16 protein-coding genes are annotated in these 16,674 nt (G+C 61.1%); 13 read left to right on the top strand and 3 right to left on the bottom strand.

Annotation, left to right across the window (positions count from 1 at the left end; translation table 11 throughout):
• The first annotated feature begins 495 nt into the window (after positions 1 to 495).
• The 13 genes from H8S56_RS21405 to astE all read left to right on the top strand — a co-directional run bounded on the left by H8S56_RS21405 (position 496) and on the right by astE (position 13,959).
• A complete protein-coding gene (locus H8S56_RS21405) occupies positions 496 to 1,272 on the top strand; it encodes an ABC transporter substrate-binding protein (RefSeq protein WP_024688798.1) in 777 nt (258 codons plus the stop codon).
• A gap of 85 nt (positions 1,273 to 1,357) precedes the next feature.
• Positions 1,358 to 2,047 carry an ABC transporter permease gene (locus H8S56_RS21400; RefSeq protein ID WP_024688799.1) on the top strand — a complete coding sequence of 230 codons (690 nt, stop codon included), beginning with the start codon at positions 1,358 to 1,360 and terminating at the stop codon, positions 2,045 to 2,047.
• On the top strand, positions 2,044 to 2,742 hold the full coding sequence (locus tag H8S56_RS21395) for an ABC transporter permease (RefSeq protein ID WP_024688800.1): 699 nt from the start codon (positions 2,044 to 2,046) through the stop codon (positions 2,740 to 2,742). Before H8S56_RS21400 ends, H8S56_RS21395 begins: the two co-directional genes overlap by 4 nt.
• A 1-nt stretch (position 2,743) precedes the next feature.
• Positions 2,744 to 3,856, top strand: a complete 1,113-nt coding sequence (locus H8S56_RS21390) for a succinylglutamate desuccinylase/aspartoacylase family protein (RefSeq protein ID WP_024688801.1) — start codon at positions 2,744 to 2,746, stop codon at positions 3,854 to 3,856.
• Positions 3,857 to 3,878: 22 nt separating this feature from the next.
• Positions 3,879 to 4,643 carry an ABC transporter ATP-binding protein gene (locus H8S56_RS21385; RefSeq protein ID WP_024695755.1) on the top strand — a complete coding sequence of 255 codons (765 nt, stop codon included), beginning with the start codon at positions 3,879 to 3,881 and terminating at the stop codon, positions 4,641 to 4,643.
• 135 nt (positions 4,644 to 4,778) lie between these two features.
• Entirely contained in the window at positions 4,779 to 5,768 is a 990-nt protein-coding gene (argR, locus tag H8S56_RS21380) for a transcriptional regulator ArgR (protein ID WP_187519704.1), read from the top strand.
• Between the two features lie 465 nt (positions 5,769 to 6,233).
• Entirely contained in the window at positions 6,234 to 7,451 is a 1,218-nt protein-coding gene (locus tag H8S56_RS21375) for an aspartate aminotransferase family protein (RefSeq protein WP_187519703.1), read from the top strand.
• 133 nt (positions 7,452 to 7,584) lie between these two features.
• Positions 7,585 to 8,616 carry an arginine/ornithine succinyltransferase subunit alpha gene (gene aruF, locus H8S56_RS21370; RefSeq protein WP_024685444.1) on the top strand — a complete coding sequence of 344 codons (1,032 nt, stop codon included), beginning with the start codon at positions 7,585 to 7,587 and terminating at the stop codon, positions 8,614 to 8,616.
• Positions 8,617 to 8,678: 62 nt separating this feature from the next.
• On the top strand, positions 8,679 to 9,704 hold the full coding sequence (astA, locus tag H8S56_RS21365; RefSeq protein ID WP_187519702.1) for an arginine N-succinyltransferase: 1,026 nt from the start codon (positions 8,679 to 8,681) through the stop codon (positions 9,702 to 9,704).
• Positions 9,701 to 11,170, top strand: coding sequence for a succinylglutamate-semialdehyde dehydrogenase (gene astD / locus H8S56_RS21360; RefSeq protein WP_187519701.1), 1,470 nt, complete (start codon positions 9,701 to 9,703; stop codon positions 11,168 to 11,170). The genes astA and astD overlap by 4 nt, the downstream gene beginning before the upstream one ends.
• Before the next feature lie 49 nt (positions 11,171 to 11,219).
• Positions 11,220 to 12,566 carry an N-succinylarginine dihydrolase gene (astB, locus tag H8S56_RS21355; RefSeq protein WP_187519700.1) on the top strand — a complete coding sequence of 449 codons (1,347 nt, stop codon included), beginning with the start codon at positions 11,220 to 11,222 and terminating at the stop codon, positions 12,564 to 12,566.
• 60 nt (positions 12,567 to 12,626) lie between these two features.
• On the top strand, positions 12,627 to 12,914 hold the full coding sequence (locus H8S56_RS21350) for a hypothetical protein (protein ID WP_003314741.1): 288 nt from the start codon (positions 12,627 to 12,629) through the stop codon (positions 12,912 to 12,914).
• Between the two features lie 31 nt (positions 12,915 to 12,945).
• Complete coding sequence (gene astE / locus H8S56_RS21345; protein WP_187519699.1) at positions 12,946 to 13,959, top strand: succinylglutamate desuccinylase; 1,014 nt, start codon at positions 12,946 to 12,948, stop codon at positions 13,957 to 13,959.
• 88 nt (positions 13,960 to 14,047) lie between these two features.
• On the opposite strand, the gene H8S56_RS21340 is transcribed toward astE, so the two are convergent.
• From H8S56_RS21340 to xdhC, 3 genes are all read right to left on the bottom strand, one after another.
• On the bottom strand, positions 14,048 to 14,245 hold the full coding sequence (locus H8S56_RS21340) for a hypothetical protein (RefSeq protein ID WP_024685439.1): 198 nt from the start codon (positions 14,243 to 14,245) through the stop codon (positions 14,048 to 14,050).
• Positions 14,246 to 14,422: 177 nt separating this feature from the next.
• Complete coding sequence (gene guaD / locus H8S56_RS21335; RefSeq protein ID WP_187519698.1) at positions 14,423 to 15,736, bottom strand: guanine deaminase; 1,314 nt, start codon at positions 15,734 to 15,736, stop codon at positions 14,423 to 14,425.
• 7 nt (positions 15,737 to 15,743) lie between these two features.
• Positions 15,744 to 16,583 (bottom strand): xanthine dehydrogenase accessory protein XdhC, encoded by an 840-nt coding sequence (gene xdhC, locus H8S56_RS21330; protein WP_187519697.1) that lies wholly within the window; start codon positions 16,581 to 16,583, stop codon positions 15,744 to 15,746.
• Positions 16,584 to 16,674 lie beyond the last annotated feature (91 nt).

The raw sequence follows: 16,674 nt of genomic DNA, 5'->3' as shown, positions 1-16,674 counted from the left end.
GTGCATTCAGTCGCTTGGCATGGATTTGGGTAGCATCGACTATTCCAGTCGGGATATATCGACCTGTTACGCGTCTACCCGCCGTTTGCGCCGGTCGCTTCCTTGTGGGACATTCGTCCCGATATTTGTAGGAATATGCTGCGCTTCAAGGCATTCCTGCGAACCGATGACACGCTGGGCTTGCCGGATTAGAAGGCTTTGCCAATAATGGGCGCGTTTTTTGCTGTAACAATCGGTTGGATTTGCTTTTGCGGATCACGGGATTTCGGCTTCGTCAACAGGTTCGGGGTGCTTTTCAGGTGCTTCTGTAACTAGTTGTCGCATTGAAGAAATATCGACTTCGGTCCTGTCGCTAAAATGCCCCTCACTCGTCAGAGGCCGATCACCTGCAAAATGGTATCGGATGCCTGGCGTCGCTCTCCCTGGATGGTCCTTTCGCATAATGGGCGCTGCCCACTTTGCCACTTGTCGTGCTTTACCGATGGAGTTCTGTAAATGAAAAAGCTCATGCTTCTTGGCGCGCTGGCGTTGTCCGTGCTTGCCCAGCCGACATTCGCTGATGAAAAGCCGCTGAAAATCGGCATTGAAGCCGCGTACCCTCCGTTTGCGTCCAAAGCGCCGGATGGCAGCATCGTGGGTTTCGACTACGACATCGGCAACGCGCTGTGTGAAGAAATGAAGGCCAAGTGCACATGGGTCGAGCAGGAGTTCGACGGCCTGATCCCCGCGCTGAAAGTGCGCAAGATCGACGCGATCCTGTCTTCGATGTCCATCACTGAAGACCGCAAGAAATCCGTAGACTTCACCGGCAAGTACTACAATTCCCCGGCCCGTCTGGTCATGAAGGACGGCACCAAGGTCAGCGAAAACCTGGCTGAGCTCAAGGGCAAGAAGATCGGTGTGCAGCGTGGTTCGATCCACGAGCGCTTCGCCCGTGAAGTGCTGGCGCCTCTGGGTGTAGAAGTGACGCCGTACGGTTCGCAGAACGAAATCTACCTGGACATCGGCGCCGGTCGTCTGGATGGCACCGTGGCTGACGCGACGCTGTTGCAGGACGGCTTCCTGAAGACTGACGCTGGCAAGGGCTACGCCTTCGTCGGTCCTTCGTTCACTGACCCGAAATACTTCGGTGACGGCATCGGCATCGCTGTGCGTAAAGGCGACAAGGCCAACCTTGACCGCCTCAATGCTGCCATCGCTGCCATTCGTGCCAACGGCAAGTACAAGGCAATCCAGGACAAGTACTTCGACTTCGATATCTACGGCAAGTAACCCGTCGTAGAACACCGTCCGAAATGGCGCAGACAGACTTGCTGGCTTGCGCCATTTTTTATTCCACGCTTGAGGACCGCACATGATGTTGAAAGGCTACGGGGCTGTGATCCTCGAAGGTGCCTGGCTGACGTTGCAATTGGCGCTGTCATCGATGGCCCTGGCAATCGTCCTCGGCCTGATCGGCGTGGCGCTTCGTCTGTCGCCGGTGCGCTGGCTGGCCTGGATGGGCGATCTGTACAGCACCGTGATTCGCGGCATTCCCGATCTGGTCCTTATTCTGCTGATCTTCTACGGCGGCCAGGACCTGCTCAACCGCGTCGCACCTCTGCTGGGCTTCGACGAATACATTGATCTCGACCCGTTCGCGGCCGGGGTCTGCACGCTGGGCTTCATTTTCGGGGCTTATCTTTCCGAGACGTTTCGTGGTGCGTTCATGGCTATTCCCAAGGGGCAGGCCGAGGCGGGCATGGCGTATGGGATGAGCAGCGGCAAAGTGTTTTTCCGGATATTGGTGCCGCAGATGATCCGTCTGGCGATCCCCGGTTTCACTAATAACTGGCTGGTCCTGACCAAGGCCACCGCGCTGATTTCCGTGGTCGGTCTACAGGACATGATGTTCAAGGCCAAGCAGGCGGCCGATGCCACCCGCGAACCCTTTACCTTCTTTCTCGCAGTCGCGGCGATGTACCTGGTGATCACCAGTGTTTCGTTGCTGGCCCTGCGTTATCTGGAAAAACGCTACTCCGTGGGCGTCAGGGCGGCCGACCTATGATCTTCGACTACAACGTCATCTGGGACAGCCTGCCGCTGTATTTCGGCGGTCTGCTCGTCACCCTCAAGTTGCTGGCGATTTCCCTCGGTTTCGGTCTGCTTGCGGCCTTGCCGCTGGGCCTGATGCGGGTTTCGAAAAACCCGTGGGTGAACATGCCGGCCTGGCTGTACACCTATGTAATTCGTGGCACGCCGATGCTGGTACAGCTGTTCCTGATCTATTACGGGCTGGCGCAGTTCGACGCCGTGCGTGAGAGCTTCCTGTGGCCATGGCTGTCCAGTGCTACGTTCTGCGCCTGTCTGGCCTTCGCGGTGAACACCAGCGCCTACACCGCCGAAATCATCGCCGGCAGCCTCAAGGCAACGCCTGCCGGTGAGATCGAGGCGGCGCGTGCAATGGGTATGTCACGGTCGAAAATGTACCGCCGCATTCTGCTGCCTTCGGCGCTGCGCCGGGCGCTGCCGCAGTACAGCAACGAAGTGATCATGATGCTGCAGACCACCAGTCTGGCGTCCATCGTCACCCTCATCGATATCACCGGCGCGGCCCGTACGGTCAACGCCCAGTTCTACCTGCCTTTCGAGGCTTACATCACCGCAGGCGTTTTCTATCTGTGCCTGACATTCATTCTGGTGCGACTGTTCAAAATGGCTGAGCGTCGCTGGCTGGGCTATATGGCCCCACGGAAGGTCTGAAATGCAAAGAATCGATCATGTATTGCCCTGGAGTACCCTCGGCACCGAGCGTCAGTTGAGCGTGTTCAGCTTCGGCTCCGGCGAGCGCAAGGCTTATATCCAGGCCAGCCTGCACGCCGATGAGCTGCCCGGCATGCGCGCCGCGTGGGAGCTGAAAAAACGCCTCGCCGAGCTTGAGCAGCAAGGTGCGCTCAAGGGCGTCATCGAACTGGTGCCGGTCGCCAATCCGCTGGGCCTCGGCCAACTCTTGCAGGGTGCGCATCAGGGGCGGTTCGAATTCGGCAGTGGCAAGAACTTCAACCGCGATTTCACCGAATTGAGCGAACCGGTTGCCCAATTGCTGGAAGGGCAACTGGGCGACGATTCGCGCGCCAACACTCAATTGATTCGGCAGGCGATGGCCACTGCGCTGGAGCGTCTGCCGGCACCGCAGTGTGAGCTGCAAGGTATGCAGCGGATTCTGCTCAAGCACGCCTGCGTTGCCGATGTGGTGCTGGATCTGCACTGCGACGCCGATGCGGCGCTGCATATGTACGCCTTGCCGCAGCACTGGCCGCAGTGGCGTTCGTTGTCGGCGCACCTGAACGTCAAGGTCGCGTTGCTGGCTGAGGATTCAGGCGGCAGTTCGTTCGACGAAGCGTGCTCGCTGCCGTGGTTGCGTTTGTCACGGATCTTCCCGCAGGCGCAGATTCCGCTGGCTTGTCTGGCAACAACGCTTGAGCTGGGCGGTCAGGCCGATACCGGCAGGCCTGAGGCCCAGGCACATGCCGAGGGCATTCTGGCGTTTCTGGCCGAGCAGGGTTTCATCAGCGGCGACTGGCCGCAGCCTGCGCACGAAGCCTGCGAAGGCATGCCGTTCGAAGGTACCGAATTGCTGTACGCGCCGCACCCCGGCGTAGTGACCTTTCTGCGCGCCCCTGGCGTGTGGGTCGAGCCCGGCGAGCCACTGTTCGAGGTCATTGATCCGCTGTCCGACCAGGTCAGCACTATTTGCGCGAAGACTGCCGGTGTGCTGTTTGCCATCGAGCGGCTTCGCTACGCTCAACCCGGTTTCTGGCTGGCTAAAGTGGCGGGGCGCACGGCGCTGCGTCAGGGACGCCTGCTCAGTGATTGATCGTTCTGTGAGAAACCAAAGCATGAACAAACTGGAAGTCCAGGACCTGCACAAGCGCTATGGCAGCCATGAAGTGATCAAGGGCGTGTCCCTGACCGCCAAAGCGGGCGATGTGATCAGCATCATCGGCTCCAGCGGCTCGGGCAAAAGCACGTTCCTGCGTTGCATCAACCTGCTTGAGCAGCCTCATGCGGGCAAGATCCTGCTCAATGGTGAAGAACTCAAGCTGGTCCCGAACAAGGACGGCGGTCTGAAAGCGGCGGACGGCAAGCAGCTGCAACGCATGCGCTCGCGCCTGTCCATGGTGTTCCAGCACTTCAATCTGTGGTCGCACATGACCGCGTTGCAGAACATCATCGAAGCGCCCGTGCATGTGCTGGGCGTTCCGAAGAAAGAGGCCTTGGAAAAGGCTGAGTATTACCTGGCCAAAGTGGGTGTCGGGCACCGCAAGGATGCCTACCCGGGGCATATGTCCGGTGGTGAGCAGCAGCGCGTGGCGATTGCCCGTGCACTGGCCATGGAGCCTGAAGTGATGCTGTTCGACGAGCCCACGTCGGCGCTCGACCCGGAGCTGGTCGGCGACGTGCTCAAGGTCATGCAGGGTCTGGCTCAGGAAGGGCGGACCATGGTCGTGGTGACCCATGAAATGGGCTTTGCCCGCGAAGTCTCCAATCAACTGGTGTTTCTGCATCAGGGCGTGGTGCTGGAGCGAGGCGATCCGCGTGATGTGCTGGCCAACCCGCAGACCGAGCGCCTGCAGCAGTTTTTGTCGGGTAGCCTAAAGTGATGAGCGGCATCGCCCCGGCGATGCCTTTTTGCAATAGAACAGGGCATGCTGCGCGACACGCGACATGACCTGGAGATTTTAGATCAAGCCTGCTCATGGGCTTGGCTTTTGCGGCGATACGTATCGGATGTCCCAATGACTGCCCATCGAATAGGTTTCCTTGTCTGGCCTGGCACCAAAGCCCTGACCCTGGCGCTCGCCGAGGAAGCCTTGCGCGTGGCTCAGCGCGTGCACCCGGAAGTGGTCTACGAGCTGTCGTTTTTGCAGGCCGAGCCCGCGGAGCCTGCTGGCACTGATGGCTGGCAGCTGCCGGGCGAGCCGTGGGCCGGGCGTCTGGACGGTTTGCACAAGCTGTTTCTGCTGGCCGATGAGCCACCCGCGCCGGTTGCATCCGTGCTGGGCAGCGCGCTCAAGCAATTGGTCCGTGCCGGTTGCGCGATTGGTGGCCTGTCGGCAGGCGTCTACCCGTTGGCACAGCTCGGGCTGCTCGATGGTTATCGCGCCGCCGTACACTGGCGCTGGCAGGATGATTTCAGCGAGCGCTTCCCGAAAGTGATCGCCACCAGCCATTTGTTCGATTGGGACCGCGACCGCCTGACGGCCTGTGGCGGTATGTCGGTGCTCGACCTGTTGCTGGCGGTGTTGTCCCGTGACCACGGTGCGGAACTGGCGGGTGCGGTTTCCGAGGAACTGGTGGTCGAGCGTATTCGCGAGGGCGGTGAGCGTCAGCGCATCCCGCTGCAGAATCGCCTGGGTTCCAGCCATCCGAAGCTCACCCAGGCGGTGCTGCTGATGGAGGCCAATATTGAAGAGCCACTGACCACCGACGAAATCGCTCAGCACGTGTGCGTGTCGCGTCGGCAATTGGAGCGCATCTTCAAGCAGTACCTCAACCGTGTGCCCAGCCAGTACTACCTGGAGTTGCGCCTGAACAAGGCGCGCCAGATGCTGATGCAGACCAGCAAGTCGATCATCCAGATCGGCCTGTCCTGTGGCTTCTCCTCGGGGCCGCACTTCTCCAGCGCCTACCGCAACTTCTTCGGCGCCACGCCGCGTGAAGACCGCAATCAGCGACGCAGCAGCAGCCCGTTCGAGCTTTCTCCGGTTCCGGCCGAGCGCGGCTGAGCGTTCAAGAGGCATAACCTGCTGAGGACGCAGTGTTTTCTGTTGGAGGAGCGCTGTAGCGCATCAAGCACCGGATTGTGGGAGCGGGCCGGGCGGCGTTCCGTTTGTTCGCGAATACTGCACTTCAGTCGCTGAATCTTCGTCGAATGTACTGGCCTTTTCGCGGACAAGTCCGCTCCCACGAAGTTTGCCGCGCGACAGCGCTACGCCGAAGACGTGATGTGGCTTCCCACAGGGCTGTGAATTGTGTCCGCATCGAAACAGCGCCGGGCCAGACACTCGCCTGCAATGCGTTTAAACTGCGCCTTTGTGACGCAATATGTCGCATTGCCGAAAACCTTGAAACAACACGGTTTTGCGCTGTAACAAGTTGTCGCCTGGCGGCAAGGTCAAAGCCGAATCTGTCCTTACAATCTTTCTATCGCTCGCCAGTTTCAGGCAGGCGTTCCTCATCAGGAGACTCCGATGTCCGTTGAGCATGCTGCGGTGCAACGCGCCGATTTCGACCAGGTAATGGTCCCCAACTACGCGCCGGCCGGGTTCATTCCCGTACGCGGTGCGGGCTCCCGAGTCTGGGACCAGGCGGGCCGTGAGCTGGTGGACTTTTCGGGCGGCATCGCCGTCAACGTGTTGGGCCACTGCCATCCGGCGCTGGTGGGGGCGTTGACCGAGCAGGCCAACAATCTGTGGCACGTGTCCAACGTTTTCACCAACGAGCCGACCCTGCGTCTGGCCAAAAAGCTGGTCGACGCGACTTTCGCTGATCGCGTGTTCTTCTGTAACTCTGGCGCGGAAGCGAACGAAGCAGCCTTCAAGCTGGCCCGTCGTGTCGCCCACGACCTGTATGGCCCGGAGAAGTACGAAATCATCGCCGCCGTGAACAGTTTTCACGGCCGTACGCTGTTCACTGTGAGTGTCGGTGGGCAGCCGAAGTATTCCGACGGTTTCGGCCCGAAGATCACCGGCATCACCCACGTGCCGTACAACGACCTTGATGCGCTGAAAGCAGCCATCTCCGACAAGACCTGCGCCGTGGTGCTCGAGCCGATTCAGGGCGAGGGCGGTGTGCTGCCCGGCCAGCTTGAATACCTGCAAGGCGCGCGCAAGCTGTGCGACGAGCACAAGGCCCTGCTGGTGTTCGACGAAGTGCAGAGCGGCATGGGTCGTAGCGGCCATCTGTTCGCCTACATGCATTACGGCGTGACCCCGGACATTCTGTCCAGCGCCAAGAGCATTGGCGGCGGTTTTCCGCTGGCGGCCATGCTGACCACCGACGCACTGGCCAAGCACCTGGCGGTCGGTGTACACGGCACCACGTACGGCGGCAACCCGCTGGCTTGTGCCGTGGGCGAAGCTGTCATCGACGTCGTCAACACGCCTGAAGTGCTGGCCGGCGTAACAGCCAAGCATGAGCGCTTCAAGGCCCGTCTTGAGCAAATCGGTCAGCAGTACGGCGTCTTTACCGAAGTGCGCGGCCTGGGTCTGTTGATCGGCTGCGTGCTGGCCGACGCCTGGAAGGGCAAGGCCAAGGATTTCTTCAATGCCGCTGAAGCCCAGGGCCTGATGATTCTGCAGGCCGGCCCTGACGTGATTCGTTTCGCGCCAAGCCTGGTGATTGAAGACGCGGACATCGACGAAGGCCTGAACCGCTTCGAACGCGCTGTGGCCAAACTGACGTCCTGAGTCATCGCTTGACCTGCCGGTGTTCGCCTTGGCGGGCACCGGACACTTTTCTGGCACCCTGCGGGCATGACGCCGTGCGGTGCTTTTTTTAGGGCCGGTCGTTCCGGCCTGTGGATCGACAAGGAGTGGCACCATGCTGGTGATGCGCCCCGCGCAAATGGCTGATCTGGCCGAGGTTCAACGCCTCGCCGCCGACAGCCCGATTGGTGTCACGTCTTTGCCTGACGATGCTGGTCGCCTGAGCGACAAGATCGGCTCTTCGGAGGCCTCGTTCGCCGCCGAGGTCAGCTTCAACGGCGAGGAAACCTACTTTTTCGTACTTGAGGACAGTGAGAGCGGTCAGTTGGTGGGCTGCTCGGGCATTGTTGCGTCGGCGGGTTATTCCGAGCCGTTCTACAGCTTTCGCAACGAGACCTTCGTGCACGCCTCTCGCGAACTGAAGATTCACAACAAGATTCATGTGTTATCGCAGTGCCACGACCTGACTGGCAACAGCTTGCTGACCAGCTTCTACGTGGTGCCGGAGTTGGTGGGTACGGCGTGGTCGGAACTCAATTCCCGCGGTCGTCTGCTGTTCGTCGCAAGCCACCCCGAGCGCTTCGCCGATTCGGTGGTCACTGAAATCGTCGGTTACAGCGACGAGAATGGCGACTCGCCGTTCTGGGACGCCATCGGCCGCAACTTCTTCGACCTCAACTACGCCGCTGCCGAGCGCCTGTGCGGGCTGAAAAGCCGGACCTTCCTCGCCGAGCTGATGCCGCATTACCCGATCTACGTGCCACTGCTGCCCGATGAGGCGCAGGAAGCCATGGGCCAGGTGCATCCGCGTGCGCAGATCACCTTCGATATCCTGATGCGCGAAGGCTTCGAAACCGATCACTACATCGACATTTTCGACGGTGGCCCAACGCTGCATGCGCGGGTCTCCGGGATTCGTTCGATAGCGCAGAGCCGTCTGGTGCCGGTCAAGATTGAAACGGGCAACGCCAGCGATGTCGGCCGGGGCGGGCGTTCCTATCTGGTTGCCAATGGTCTGCTGCAGGATTACCGCGCCGTGCTGCTGGAGCTGGACTGGGCGCCAGGTCGCCCGGTGGTGTTGAGCCTGCAGGCCGCCGAAGCCCTGGGTGTTGGCGAAGGTGCCAGTGTGCGGATCGTGGCGGTCTGAGCAAGACCTGCGAATGCTGATAAGCAAGTTTCGAGGCTCTTGAGAGCCGTTGAGGAGATAACATGATCGTTCGTCCCGTACGCAGCAGTGACCTGCCCGCGCTGATCGAGTTGGCGCGCAGCACCGGTGCCGGCCTGACGACACTGCCCGCCAATGAACAGCGCCTGGCGCATCGGGTCGGCTGGGCTGAAAAGACCTTTCGCGGCGAGGCCGAGCGGGGCGACGCGGACTACCTGTTCGTGCTCGAAGATGATGAAGGGCGCGTGGTCGGTATCTCGGCCATTGCCGGTGCCGTCGGCCTGCGCGAGCCTTGGTACAACTATCGGGTTGGCCTGACCGTCAGCGCCTCTCAGGAACTGAATATCTATCGCGAGATTCCGACGCTGTTTCTGGCCAACGACCTGACCGGTAATTCAGAGCTGTGCTCACTGTTTTTGCGCAGCGATGCACGCACGGGGCTCAACGGCCGTCTGCTGTCGAAGGCGCGCATGCTGTTCATCGCCGAGTTTCCAAAGCTGTTTGGCAACAAAATCATCGCCGAGATGCGGGGCATGTCCGATGAGAACGGCCGGTCGCCGTTCTGGGAAAGCCTGGGTCGGCACTTCTTCAAGATGGAGTTCAGCCAGGCCGATTACCTGACCGGCGTTGGCAACAAGGCGTTCATCGCCGAGCTGATGCCCAAGTTTCCGTTGTACACCTGCTTTCTTTCCGAAGATGCGCGCAAGGTCATCGGTCGCGTGCATGCCGACACCGAGCCTGCGCTGACCATGCTCAAGGCCGAAGGCTTCAGTTATCAGGGCTACGTCGACATCTTCGACGCAGGCCCTGCCATCGAGTGCGAAACCGGCAAGATTCGCGCGGTCCACGACAGCCAGGCGCTGGTGCTGGCGATCGGCACACCGGGCGACGATGCGCCGCAATTTTTGATCTACAACCGCAAGCGCGAAGACTGCCGCATTACGGTCGGACCGGCGCGTTTCGCCGCAGGCACACTGGTGGTCGATCCGATGACCGCCAAGCGTCTGCGCATGAGCCCCGGCGATAATGTGCGGGCAGTACCGCTCTCGGCGGCACGGGAGGGTGTTTGATGAGCACGCTGTATATCGCAGGTGCCTGGCAGGCCGGGCAGGGTGAACCGATCACGTCGCTGAACCCGGTGACCCAGCAAGTGCTGTGGTCCGGTCAGGGCGCGACCGCCGGGCAGGTCGATCTGGCCGTGCAGGCCGCGCGACAGGCTTTTCCGGACTGGGCACGACGTTCGTTGCAGGCGCGTATCGACGTGCTCGAAGCCTTCGCTGCGCGGCTCAGGCATCACGCCGATGATCTGGCCCGCTGCATCGGTGAAGAAACCGGCAAACCGCTGTGGGAATCGGCGACCGAAGTGACCACGATGGTCAACAAGGTCGCCATCTCGGTGCAGAGCTATCGCGAGCGCACGGGTGAGAAAAGCGGCCCGCTGGGCGATGCGACGGCTGTATTGCGCCACAAGCCCCACGGCGTGGTGGCGGTATTCGGTCCGTACAACTTTCCCGGTCACTTGCCCAACGGGCACATCGTGCCTGCGTTGCTGGCGGGCAATACCGTGCTGTTCAAACCCAGCGAACTCACCCCGAAAGTGGCTGAGCTGACAGTCAAGTGCTGGATCGAAGCCGGTTTGCCAGCCGGTGTGCTCAACCTGCTGCAGGGTGATCGCGAGACCGGCATCGCCCTGGCTGCCCATTCGGGCATCGACGGGCTGTTCTTCACCGGTTCCAGCCGCACCGGTAACGCGCTGCATCAACAGTTTGCCGGGCGTCCGGACAAGATCCTCGCCCTGGAAATGGGTGGCAACAACCCGTTGCTGGTGGATCAGGTTCAGGACGTGGACGCGGCGGTGTACACCGTAATCCAGTCGGCCTTCATTTCCGCCGGTCAGCGCTGCACCTGTGCCCGTCGCCTGCTGGTGCCGCAGGGCGATTGGGGTGATGCCTTTCTGGCGCGGCTGGTGGCCGTCAGCGAAACCATTGAAGTTGGCTCCTTTGATCAGCAGCCCGCGCCGTTCATGGGCTCGGTGATCTCGCTGGACGCCGCGCGCGGTTTGCTCGACGCTCAGCGCAGCTTGCTGGAAAAAGGCGCTGTATCGTTGCTGGAGATGCGTCAGCCGCTGGCGCAATCAGCCTTGCTGACGCCCGGTATCATTGATGTCAGCGCGGTCAGCGAGCGCTCCGACGAAGAGCTGTTCGGCCCGCTGTTGCAGGTGATTCGCTACGTCGATTTCGACGCTGCCATCGCCGAAGCCAACGCCACCCGATACGGTCTGGCGGCTGGCCTGTTGTCCGACTCCGAAGCGCGCTATCAGCAATTCTGGCTGCAAAGCCGCGCTGGCATCGTCAACTGGAACAAGCAACTGACCGGCGCTGCCAGCAGCGCGCCGTTCGGCGGCGTCGGGGCCTCGGGCAATCATCGGGCCAGTGCGTATTACGCCGCCGATTACTGCGCGTATCCCGTAGCGTCCCTTGAAACCGGCAGCCTGACGCTGCCGACCACGCTCACTCCGGGTATCAGGCTGAGCTGACAGTGCACGCAACGATTGCTTATAAAAACAGATCCACGGAGCCTTGCCGATGAAATCCTGTGAAGTGAATTTTGACGGTCTGGTCGGGCCAACCCACAACTACGGCGGGTTGTCCTACGGTAACGTCGCGTCCCAGAGCAACAGCCAGCAATGCTCGAACCCGCGCGAGGCGGCATTGCAGGGGTTGGCCAAGATGAAAGCGCTGATGGACCTGGGCTTCACGCAGGGTGTGCTGGCGCCGCAGGAACGGCCGGATGTGGCCGGTCTGCGCCAACTGGGCTTCACCGGCAGTGATGAACAGGTCATCGAACAAGCCGCCCGGCAGGACATGCCGCTGCTGGTCGCCAGTTGCTCGGCGTCGAGCATGTGGGTCGCCAACGCTGCGACCGTCAGCCCGAGCGCTGACACGGCCGACGGCCGCGTGCACTTCACGGCCGCGAACCTCAACTGCAAATACCACCGCAGCATCGAACACCCGACCACCAGCCGCGTGCTGGGCGCGATGTTCGCCGATTCCAGGCACTTCGCGCACCACGCTGCCTTGCCGGCGGTTGCCCAGTTCGGTGACGAAGGTGCGGCCAACCACACGCGTTTCTGCCGTGACTACGGCGAAGCGGGGGTGGAGTTTTTTGTGTTCGGGCGTAGCGCCTTCGACACCCGTTATCCCGCGCCGCAGAAATACCCGGCGCGCCAGACGCTGGAAGCGTCGAAGGCCGTCGCTCGTCTGCACGGTTTGAGCGGTGAAGGTGTGGTCTATGGCCAGCAGAACCCATCGGTGATCGATCAGGGCGTGTTTCACAACGATGTGATCGCGGTGGGTAACGGCGAAGTGCTGTTCTACCACGAGGACGCGTTCCTGCACACCGAGTCGATGCTCAGCGAACTGCGCGACAAGCTGGCGCGGGTCGGCGGCCAGTTGCGGGCAATCTGCGTGCCGCGTGCCGAGGTCTCAGTGGCGGACGCCGTGCGCTCCTACCTGTTCAACAGCCAGTTGCTGTCGCGGCCTGACGGCACAATGCTGCTGATCGTGCCGCAGGAGTGCCAGGCCAACAGCAGCGTCTGGAATTACTTGCAGCGTCTGATCACGGACGACAGCCCGGTGACCGAGGTCAAGGTGTTCGACCTCAAGCAAAGCATGCAGAACGGCGGAGGCCCTGCGTGTTTACGCCTGCGCGTTGCGCTCAATGAAACCGAGCTGCAGGCCGTCAACTCCGGCGTGATCATGACTGCGCCGTTGTATGAAACCCTGACGCAATGGGTTGACCGCCACTACCGTGATCGCATGAGCGAAAACGACCTTGCCGATCCCCGGTTGCTGACCGAATGCCGAACGGCATTGGATGAACTGACGCAAATCCTTAAACTGGGCGCCGTTTATCCTTTTCAACTCGTTTGAAACCTGCGCGCCGAGCCAAGGCCCGGCGCATGATTTTTCCTTTTCAAGAGCATTCCGAATATGAGCGACGCCCTGCAGTTAATCCTCGAAGACACCGATGGCACCCAGCTGGAAACCTCCTGCACCCGCGTTGCCGTCATCTGGCAGGGCAAGGAATTGTGGATTCAGCAGGACGGCCGCGGCCAGCTGCTGATCGGCGTTGACGTCGAGGAAGACGATGCTGAATACGCCAACCTGCTGCTGCGCCCACTGGCCACCAACCTGGTCAGTCTGCAACTGGAAATGGAGCCGGCTGACATGGGCGTGGAAGAAGACGGTCATGTGCATGGTCCCGACTGCAATCACTAAGTCCTGACATTCACTCGTAAGGAAGCGTGCCATGCTCGCCCTCGGCAAACTGCTTGAATTGACGTTGGCCGGACGTGAGCCGGCGCAAAAGACTCAACTGACCGTCGAAGGCGTGCGGCTGCGCTGGCTGGGCGAGGGGGCTTTGGAAGTCCGTCCGCCCGAGGCCCGCGATAACGGCACTGACCTGCTGCTATCTGCCGGTATTCATGGCAACGAGACAGCGCCCATCGAGTTGCTGGATCAACTGATTCGCAGCATCGCGCGCGGCGATCTGAAACCGCGCGCACGTATTCTGTTCCTGTTCGGCAACCCGGAGGCCATGCGGCGCGGCACGCGGTTTGTCGAGCAGGACGTCAACCGGCTTTTCAATGGCCGTCATGAGCAAAGCGGCGGCGCCGAGGCCTTGCGCGCCTGCGAGCTGGAGCGAATGGCCGCCAGTTTCTTCAGCCTCCCGGACAGATACCGACTGCACTACGACCTGCACACCGCGATCCGGGGTTCGAAGATCGAGCAATTCGCGCTGTATCCGTGGAAAGAAGGCCGCCTGCATTCACGCCGTGAGCTGGCCCGGTTGCGTGCCGCCGGCATGAGCGCCGTGTTGTTGCAGAACAAGCCGTCCATTGTGTTCAGCGCCTACACCTATGATCAGTTGGGGGCCGAAGCCTTCACCCTGGAGTTAGGCAAGGCCCGGCCGTTCGGTCAGAACCAGCAGGTCAACCTCGCGCCGCTGCGAGCCAGCCTTGAGCAGTTGATCGAAGGTACCGAGCCCGAACTGGACGAGACGCTAGCCGGCCTGCAACTGTTCAGCGTGGCGCGGGAAGTCATCAAGCGCAGCGATGCTTTCACGTTTCATCTGGCCGATGACGTGGAGAATTTTTCCCCGTTGAAAAAAGGGTTTGTCCTCGCCGAAGACGTGAGCGATTCACGCTGGGTGGTGCAGGAAGAGGGCGCGCGGATCATCTTTCCTAATCCGAAAGTGAAGAACGGTTTGCGCGCCGGGATTCTGGTGGTGCCTGTGGCGGCGGATGCATTGGCGCTGACGTAATGCGATGGCGCTCAATGGACGCCGCAGCCGGGTTTTCGGCAAGCGGTGTTGATGGGTGTACAGTCAGCGCCGAGCCGTGGCTGGCGAATCAGTGCAGAACCCGGCGGCTCTCGCCGATTCTGATTCTATCCAGTGCCCTGTTTAACGCGTTCAAGGCGTCGAGCAAGGCATTCGCCTCAGCTTCCCGGCCGTCGCCCCACAGGCGTTCAGCCATTTTGTTCAGCGCCTGGATAGAGCGCTCGATATCAGCAGCCGTCACGGCGTTTGTCTGAGGTTTGCTGGGCATTGATTATCCTTCCTCGCAATCGCCTATGGGCAGACAGCAGGCGTTCGAGACGGCCGCTGGGTCCACAGAATATGACCTTTGATCGTTCCTTGGGACCACAACCCGGTAGTCAGTTAGCAATGACCGCCCAGACGCCCGACAAAATTTCATCTTGGGCGAGCAATCGTCCTGATGCATTTACTCCCGCACATGCACCCGCTCACCCGCTGACAACGTCTCCTTCACCGTCCGGTCATCGCCGAGTGTCATCAGCACGAACAGAATCTCTTCAATGCCCTTCGCCTGCTTCAAACGGTAGGACAGCAATGGCGTGGCGGTGTAGTCCAGCACCAGGAAGTCCGCTTCGTTGCCAGCCTTCAGGCTGCCGACCTTGTCCTCCAGACGCAGCGCCCTTGCGCCGCCTAATGTCGCCAGATACAGCGATTTTAGCGGGCTGAGTCGCGCGCCCTGCATCTGCATCACCTTGTACGCTTCGTTCAGCGTTTGCAGGATCGAAAAGCTGGTGCCGCCACCGACATCAGTGCCCAGACCCACATTGACCTTGTGCTTCTCGGCCATCGGCAGGTTGAACAGGCCGCTGCCCAGAAAAAGGTTCGAGGTGGGGCAGAAGGCGATGGCCGAGCCGGTTTCTGCCAAACGTGCGCACTGTTCGTCGCACAGGTGCACACCGTGGGCGAACACCGAGCGTTCGCTCAGCAGGTTGAAATGGTCGTAGACGTCCAGGTAGTGCTTGCGCTCGGGGAACAGCGCCTTGACCCATTCGATTTCTTGCAGGTTCTCACTGATGTGGGTCTGCATGTACAGGCCGGGGTACTCCTGCAGCAGTTGACCGGCCAACGTCAGTTGCTCCGGACTGCTGGTCGGCGCGAAGCGGGGCGTCACCGCATAGCTCAAGCGACCCTGACCATGCCAGCGTTCGATCAGCGCCTTGCTGTCGGCGTAACCAGACTCGGGCGTATCCAGCAGATAGTCCGGCGCATTGCGGTCCATCATCACCTTGCCGGCAATCATGCGCAGGTTGAGTTGTTGCGCGGCGCTGAAAAACGCGTCGACCGACGCTTTGTGCACGCTGCCGAACACCAGCGCCGTTGTCGTGCCATTGCGCAGCAGTTCCTTGATGAAGATATCCGCCACCTGCGCCGAATGCTCAGGGTCGGCGAACTGGCGCTCGCACGGGAAGGTGTAGGTGTTGAGCCAGTCCAGCAACTGCTCGCCATACGCGCCGATCATGCCGGTCTGCGGGAGGTGGATGTGGGTGTCGATGAAGCCGGGCGTGATCAGGGCGTTCTGATACTCGATCAGCTCGACGTCGTCATCCAGTGTTGCCAGCACGTCTTCGGCGTCGCCGATGGCCGTGATCCGGCCGTCCTCAACCACCATCAGGCCGTCCGCGAAATATTCGCAGGACGCCTGTGGTCCGACTTCGGCAGGGTCGGCGATGCTGTGGACGATGGCTGCGCGGTAGGCTTTACGGGACGTCACTGAACTCATGGGGATCTCATGATGACCTGCTGCGGCGCGAGGCGGGCAGCAGTTTGGCGATAGGTGAGGTGTCAGCGCGTTGCTGACCGAAACTGGCGTTGTAGGTGGCAATGACCTCGGCGGCGATGGACACGGCGATTTCGATAGGCAGCTTGCCTTTCACTTCGGCCAGCCCCATCGGGCAGCGCATGCGCTGCAGCAGACCTGTGTCGAAACCACGTTCACGCAGCCGGTGTTCGAACTTGACCCGTTTGGTGTGCGAACCGATCAGGCCGAAGTAGCCGAAGTCGCCACGCTTGAGAATCGCGGCGGTCAGTTCAAGGTCGAGTTGATGGTTGTGGGTCATGACGATGCAGTAACTGCCTGCGGGCAGATTCGCGACTTCATCGACAGGTTCGTCGTTGATGATCCTTGTAACGCCTTCAGGCATCGATGTGGGGAATTCGTTCTCGCGGGAATCGATCCAGCGTACGCGGCAGGGCAGGCTGGCCAGCAGCGGCACCAGCGCGCGGCCGACATGCCCGGCACCGAATACGGCAATCTGCGCGACGGGCTCGCCCATGGGTTCAAACAACAGCACGTTCACGCCGCCGCAGCACTGGCCGAGACTGGCGCCCAGGTTGAAGCGTTCCAGCCGGGTTTGCCGTGTGCCACTGGCGAGCATGTCGCGGGCGATCGCCATGGCTTTGTATTCCAGATGCCCGCCGCCGATGGTGTCGTGAATGCGCTCGGCACTGACTACCATCTTCGAACCGGCATTGCGCGGCGTCGAGCCCAGCTCCTCGATGATCGTCACCAGAATGGCAGGCTCGCCACGGGCCTGAAGCTCGGCCAGGGCGCTGATCCAGTTATTCATTGCCCAGTCCGCCAAAGCCGTGGGAGCGGACTTGTCCGCGAAAGCCATGGTTCAAACGACCCTGCTTCAGCGGATGTACCGACCTCTTCGT

The sequence above is a fragment of the Pseudomonas triticifolii genome (assembly GCF_014358015.1).
Taxonomy (GTDB): domain Bacteria; phylum Pseudomonadota; class Gammaproteobacteria; order Pseudomonadales; family Pseudomonadaceae; genus Aquipseudomonas; species Aquipseudomonas triticifolii.
The sequence above is the reverse complement of the archived record's forward strand: the minus strand, read 5'-3'. Positions and strand labels throughout refer to the sequence as shown.

Coding starts and splice junctions, on each gene's coding strand:
- astA (WP_187519702.1), top strand. CDS start 8,679: ATGATCGTTCGTCCCGTACGCAGCAGTGACCTGCCCGCGCTGATCGAG.
- H8S56_RS21350 (WP_003314741.1), top strand. CDS start 12,627: ATGAGCGACGCCCTGCAGTTAATCCTCGAAGACACCGATGGCACCCAG.
- H8S56_RS21375 (WP_187519703.1), top strand. CDS start 6,234: ATGTCCGTTGAGCATGCTGCGGTGCAACGCGCCGATTTCGACCAGGTA.
- argR (WP_187519704.1), top strand. CDS start 4,779: ATGACTGCCCATCGAATAGGTTTCCTTGTCTGGCCTGGCACCAAAGCC.
- H8S56_RS21395 (WP_024688800.1), top strand. CDS start 2,044: ATGATCTTCGACTACAACGTCATCTGGGACAGCCTGCCGCTGTATTTC.
- xdhC (WP_187519697.1), bottom strand. CDS start 16,583: ATGAATAACTGGATCAGCGCCCTGGCCGAGCTTCAGGCCCGTGGCGAG.
- H8S56_RS21405 (WP_024688798.1), top strand. CDS start 496: ATGAAAAAGCTCATGCTTCTTGGCGCGCTGGCGTTGTCCGTGCTTGCC.
- H8S56_RS21385 (WP_024695755.1), top strand. CDS start 3,879: ATGAACAAACTGGAAGTCCAGGACCTGCACAAGCGCTATGGCAGCCAT.
- guaD (WP_187519698.1), bottom strand. CDS start 15,736: ATGAGTTCAGTGACGTCCCGTAAAGCCTACCGCGCAGCCATCGTCCAC.
- astB (WP_187519700.1), top strand. CDS start 11,220: ATGAAATCCTGTGAAGTGAATTTTGACGGTCTGGTCGGGCCAACCCAC.
- H8S56_RS21400 (WP_024688799.1), top strand. CDS start 1,358: ATGTTGAAAGGCTACGGGGCTGTGATCCTCGAAGGTGCCTGGCTGACG.
- H8S56_RS21390 (WP_024688801.1), top strand. CDS start 2,744: ATGCAAAGAATCGATCATGTATTGCCCTGGAGTACCCTCGGCACCGAG.
- aruF (WP_024685444.1), top strand. CDS start 7,585: ATGCTGGTGATGCGCCCCGCGCAAATGGCTGATCTGGCCGAGGTTCAA.
- astE (WP_187519699.1), top strand. CDS start 12,946: ATGCTCGCCCTCGGCAAACTGCTTGAATTGACGTTGGCCGGACGTGAG.
- H8S56_RS21340 (WP_024685439.1), bottom strand. CDS start 14,245: ATGCCCAGCAAACCTCAGACAAACGCCGTGACGGCTGCTGATATCGAG.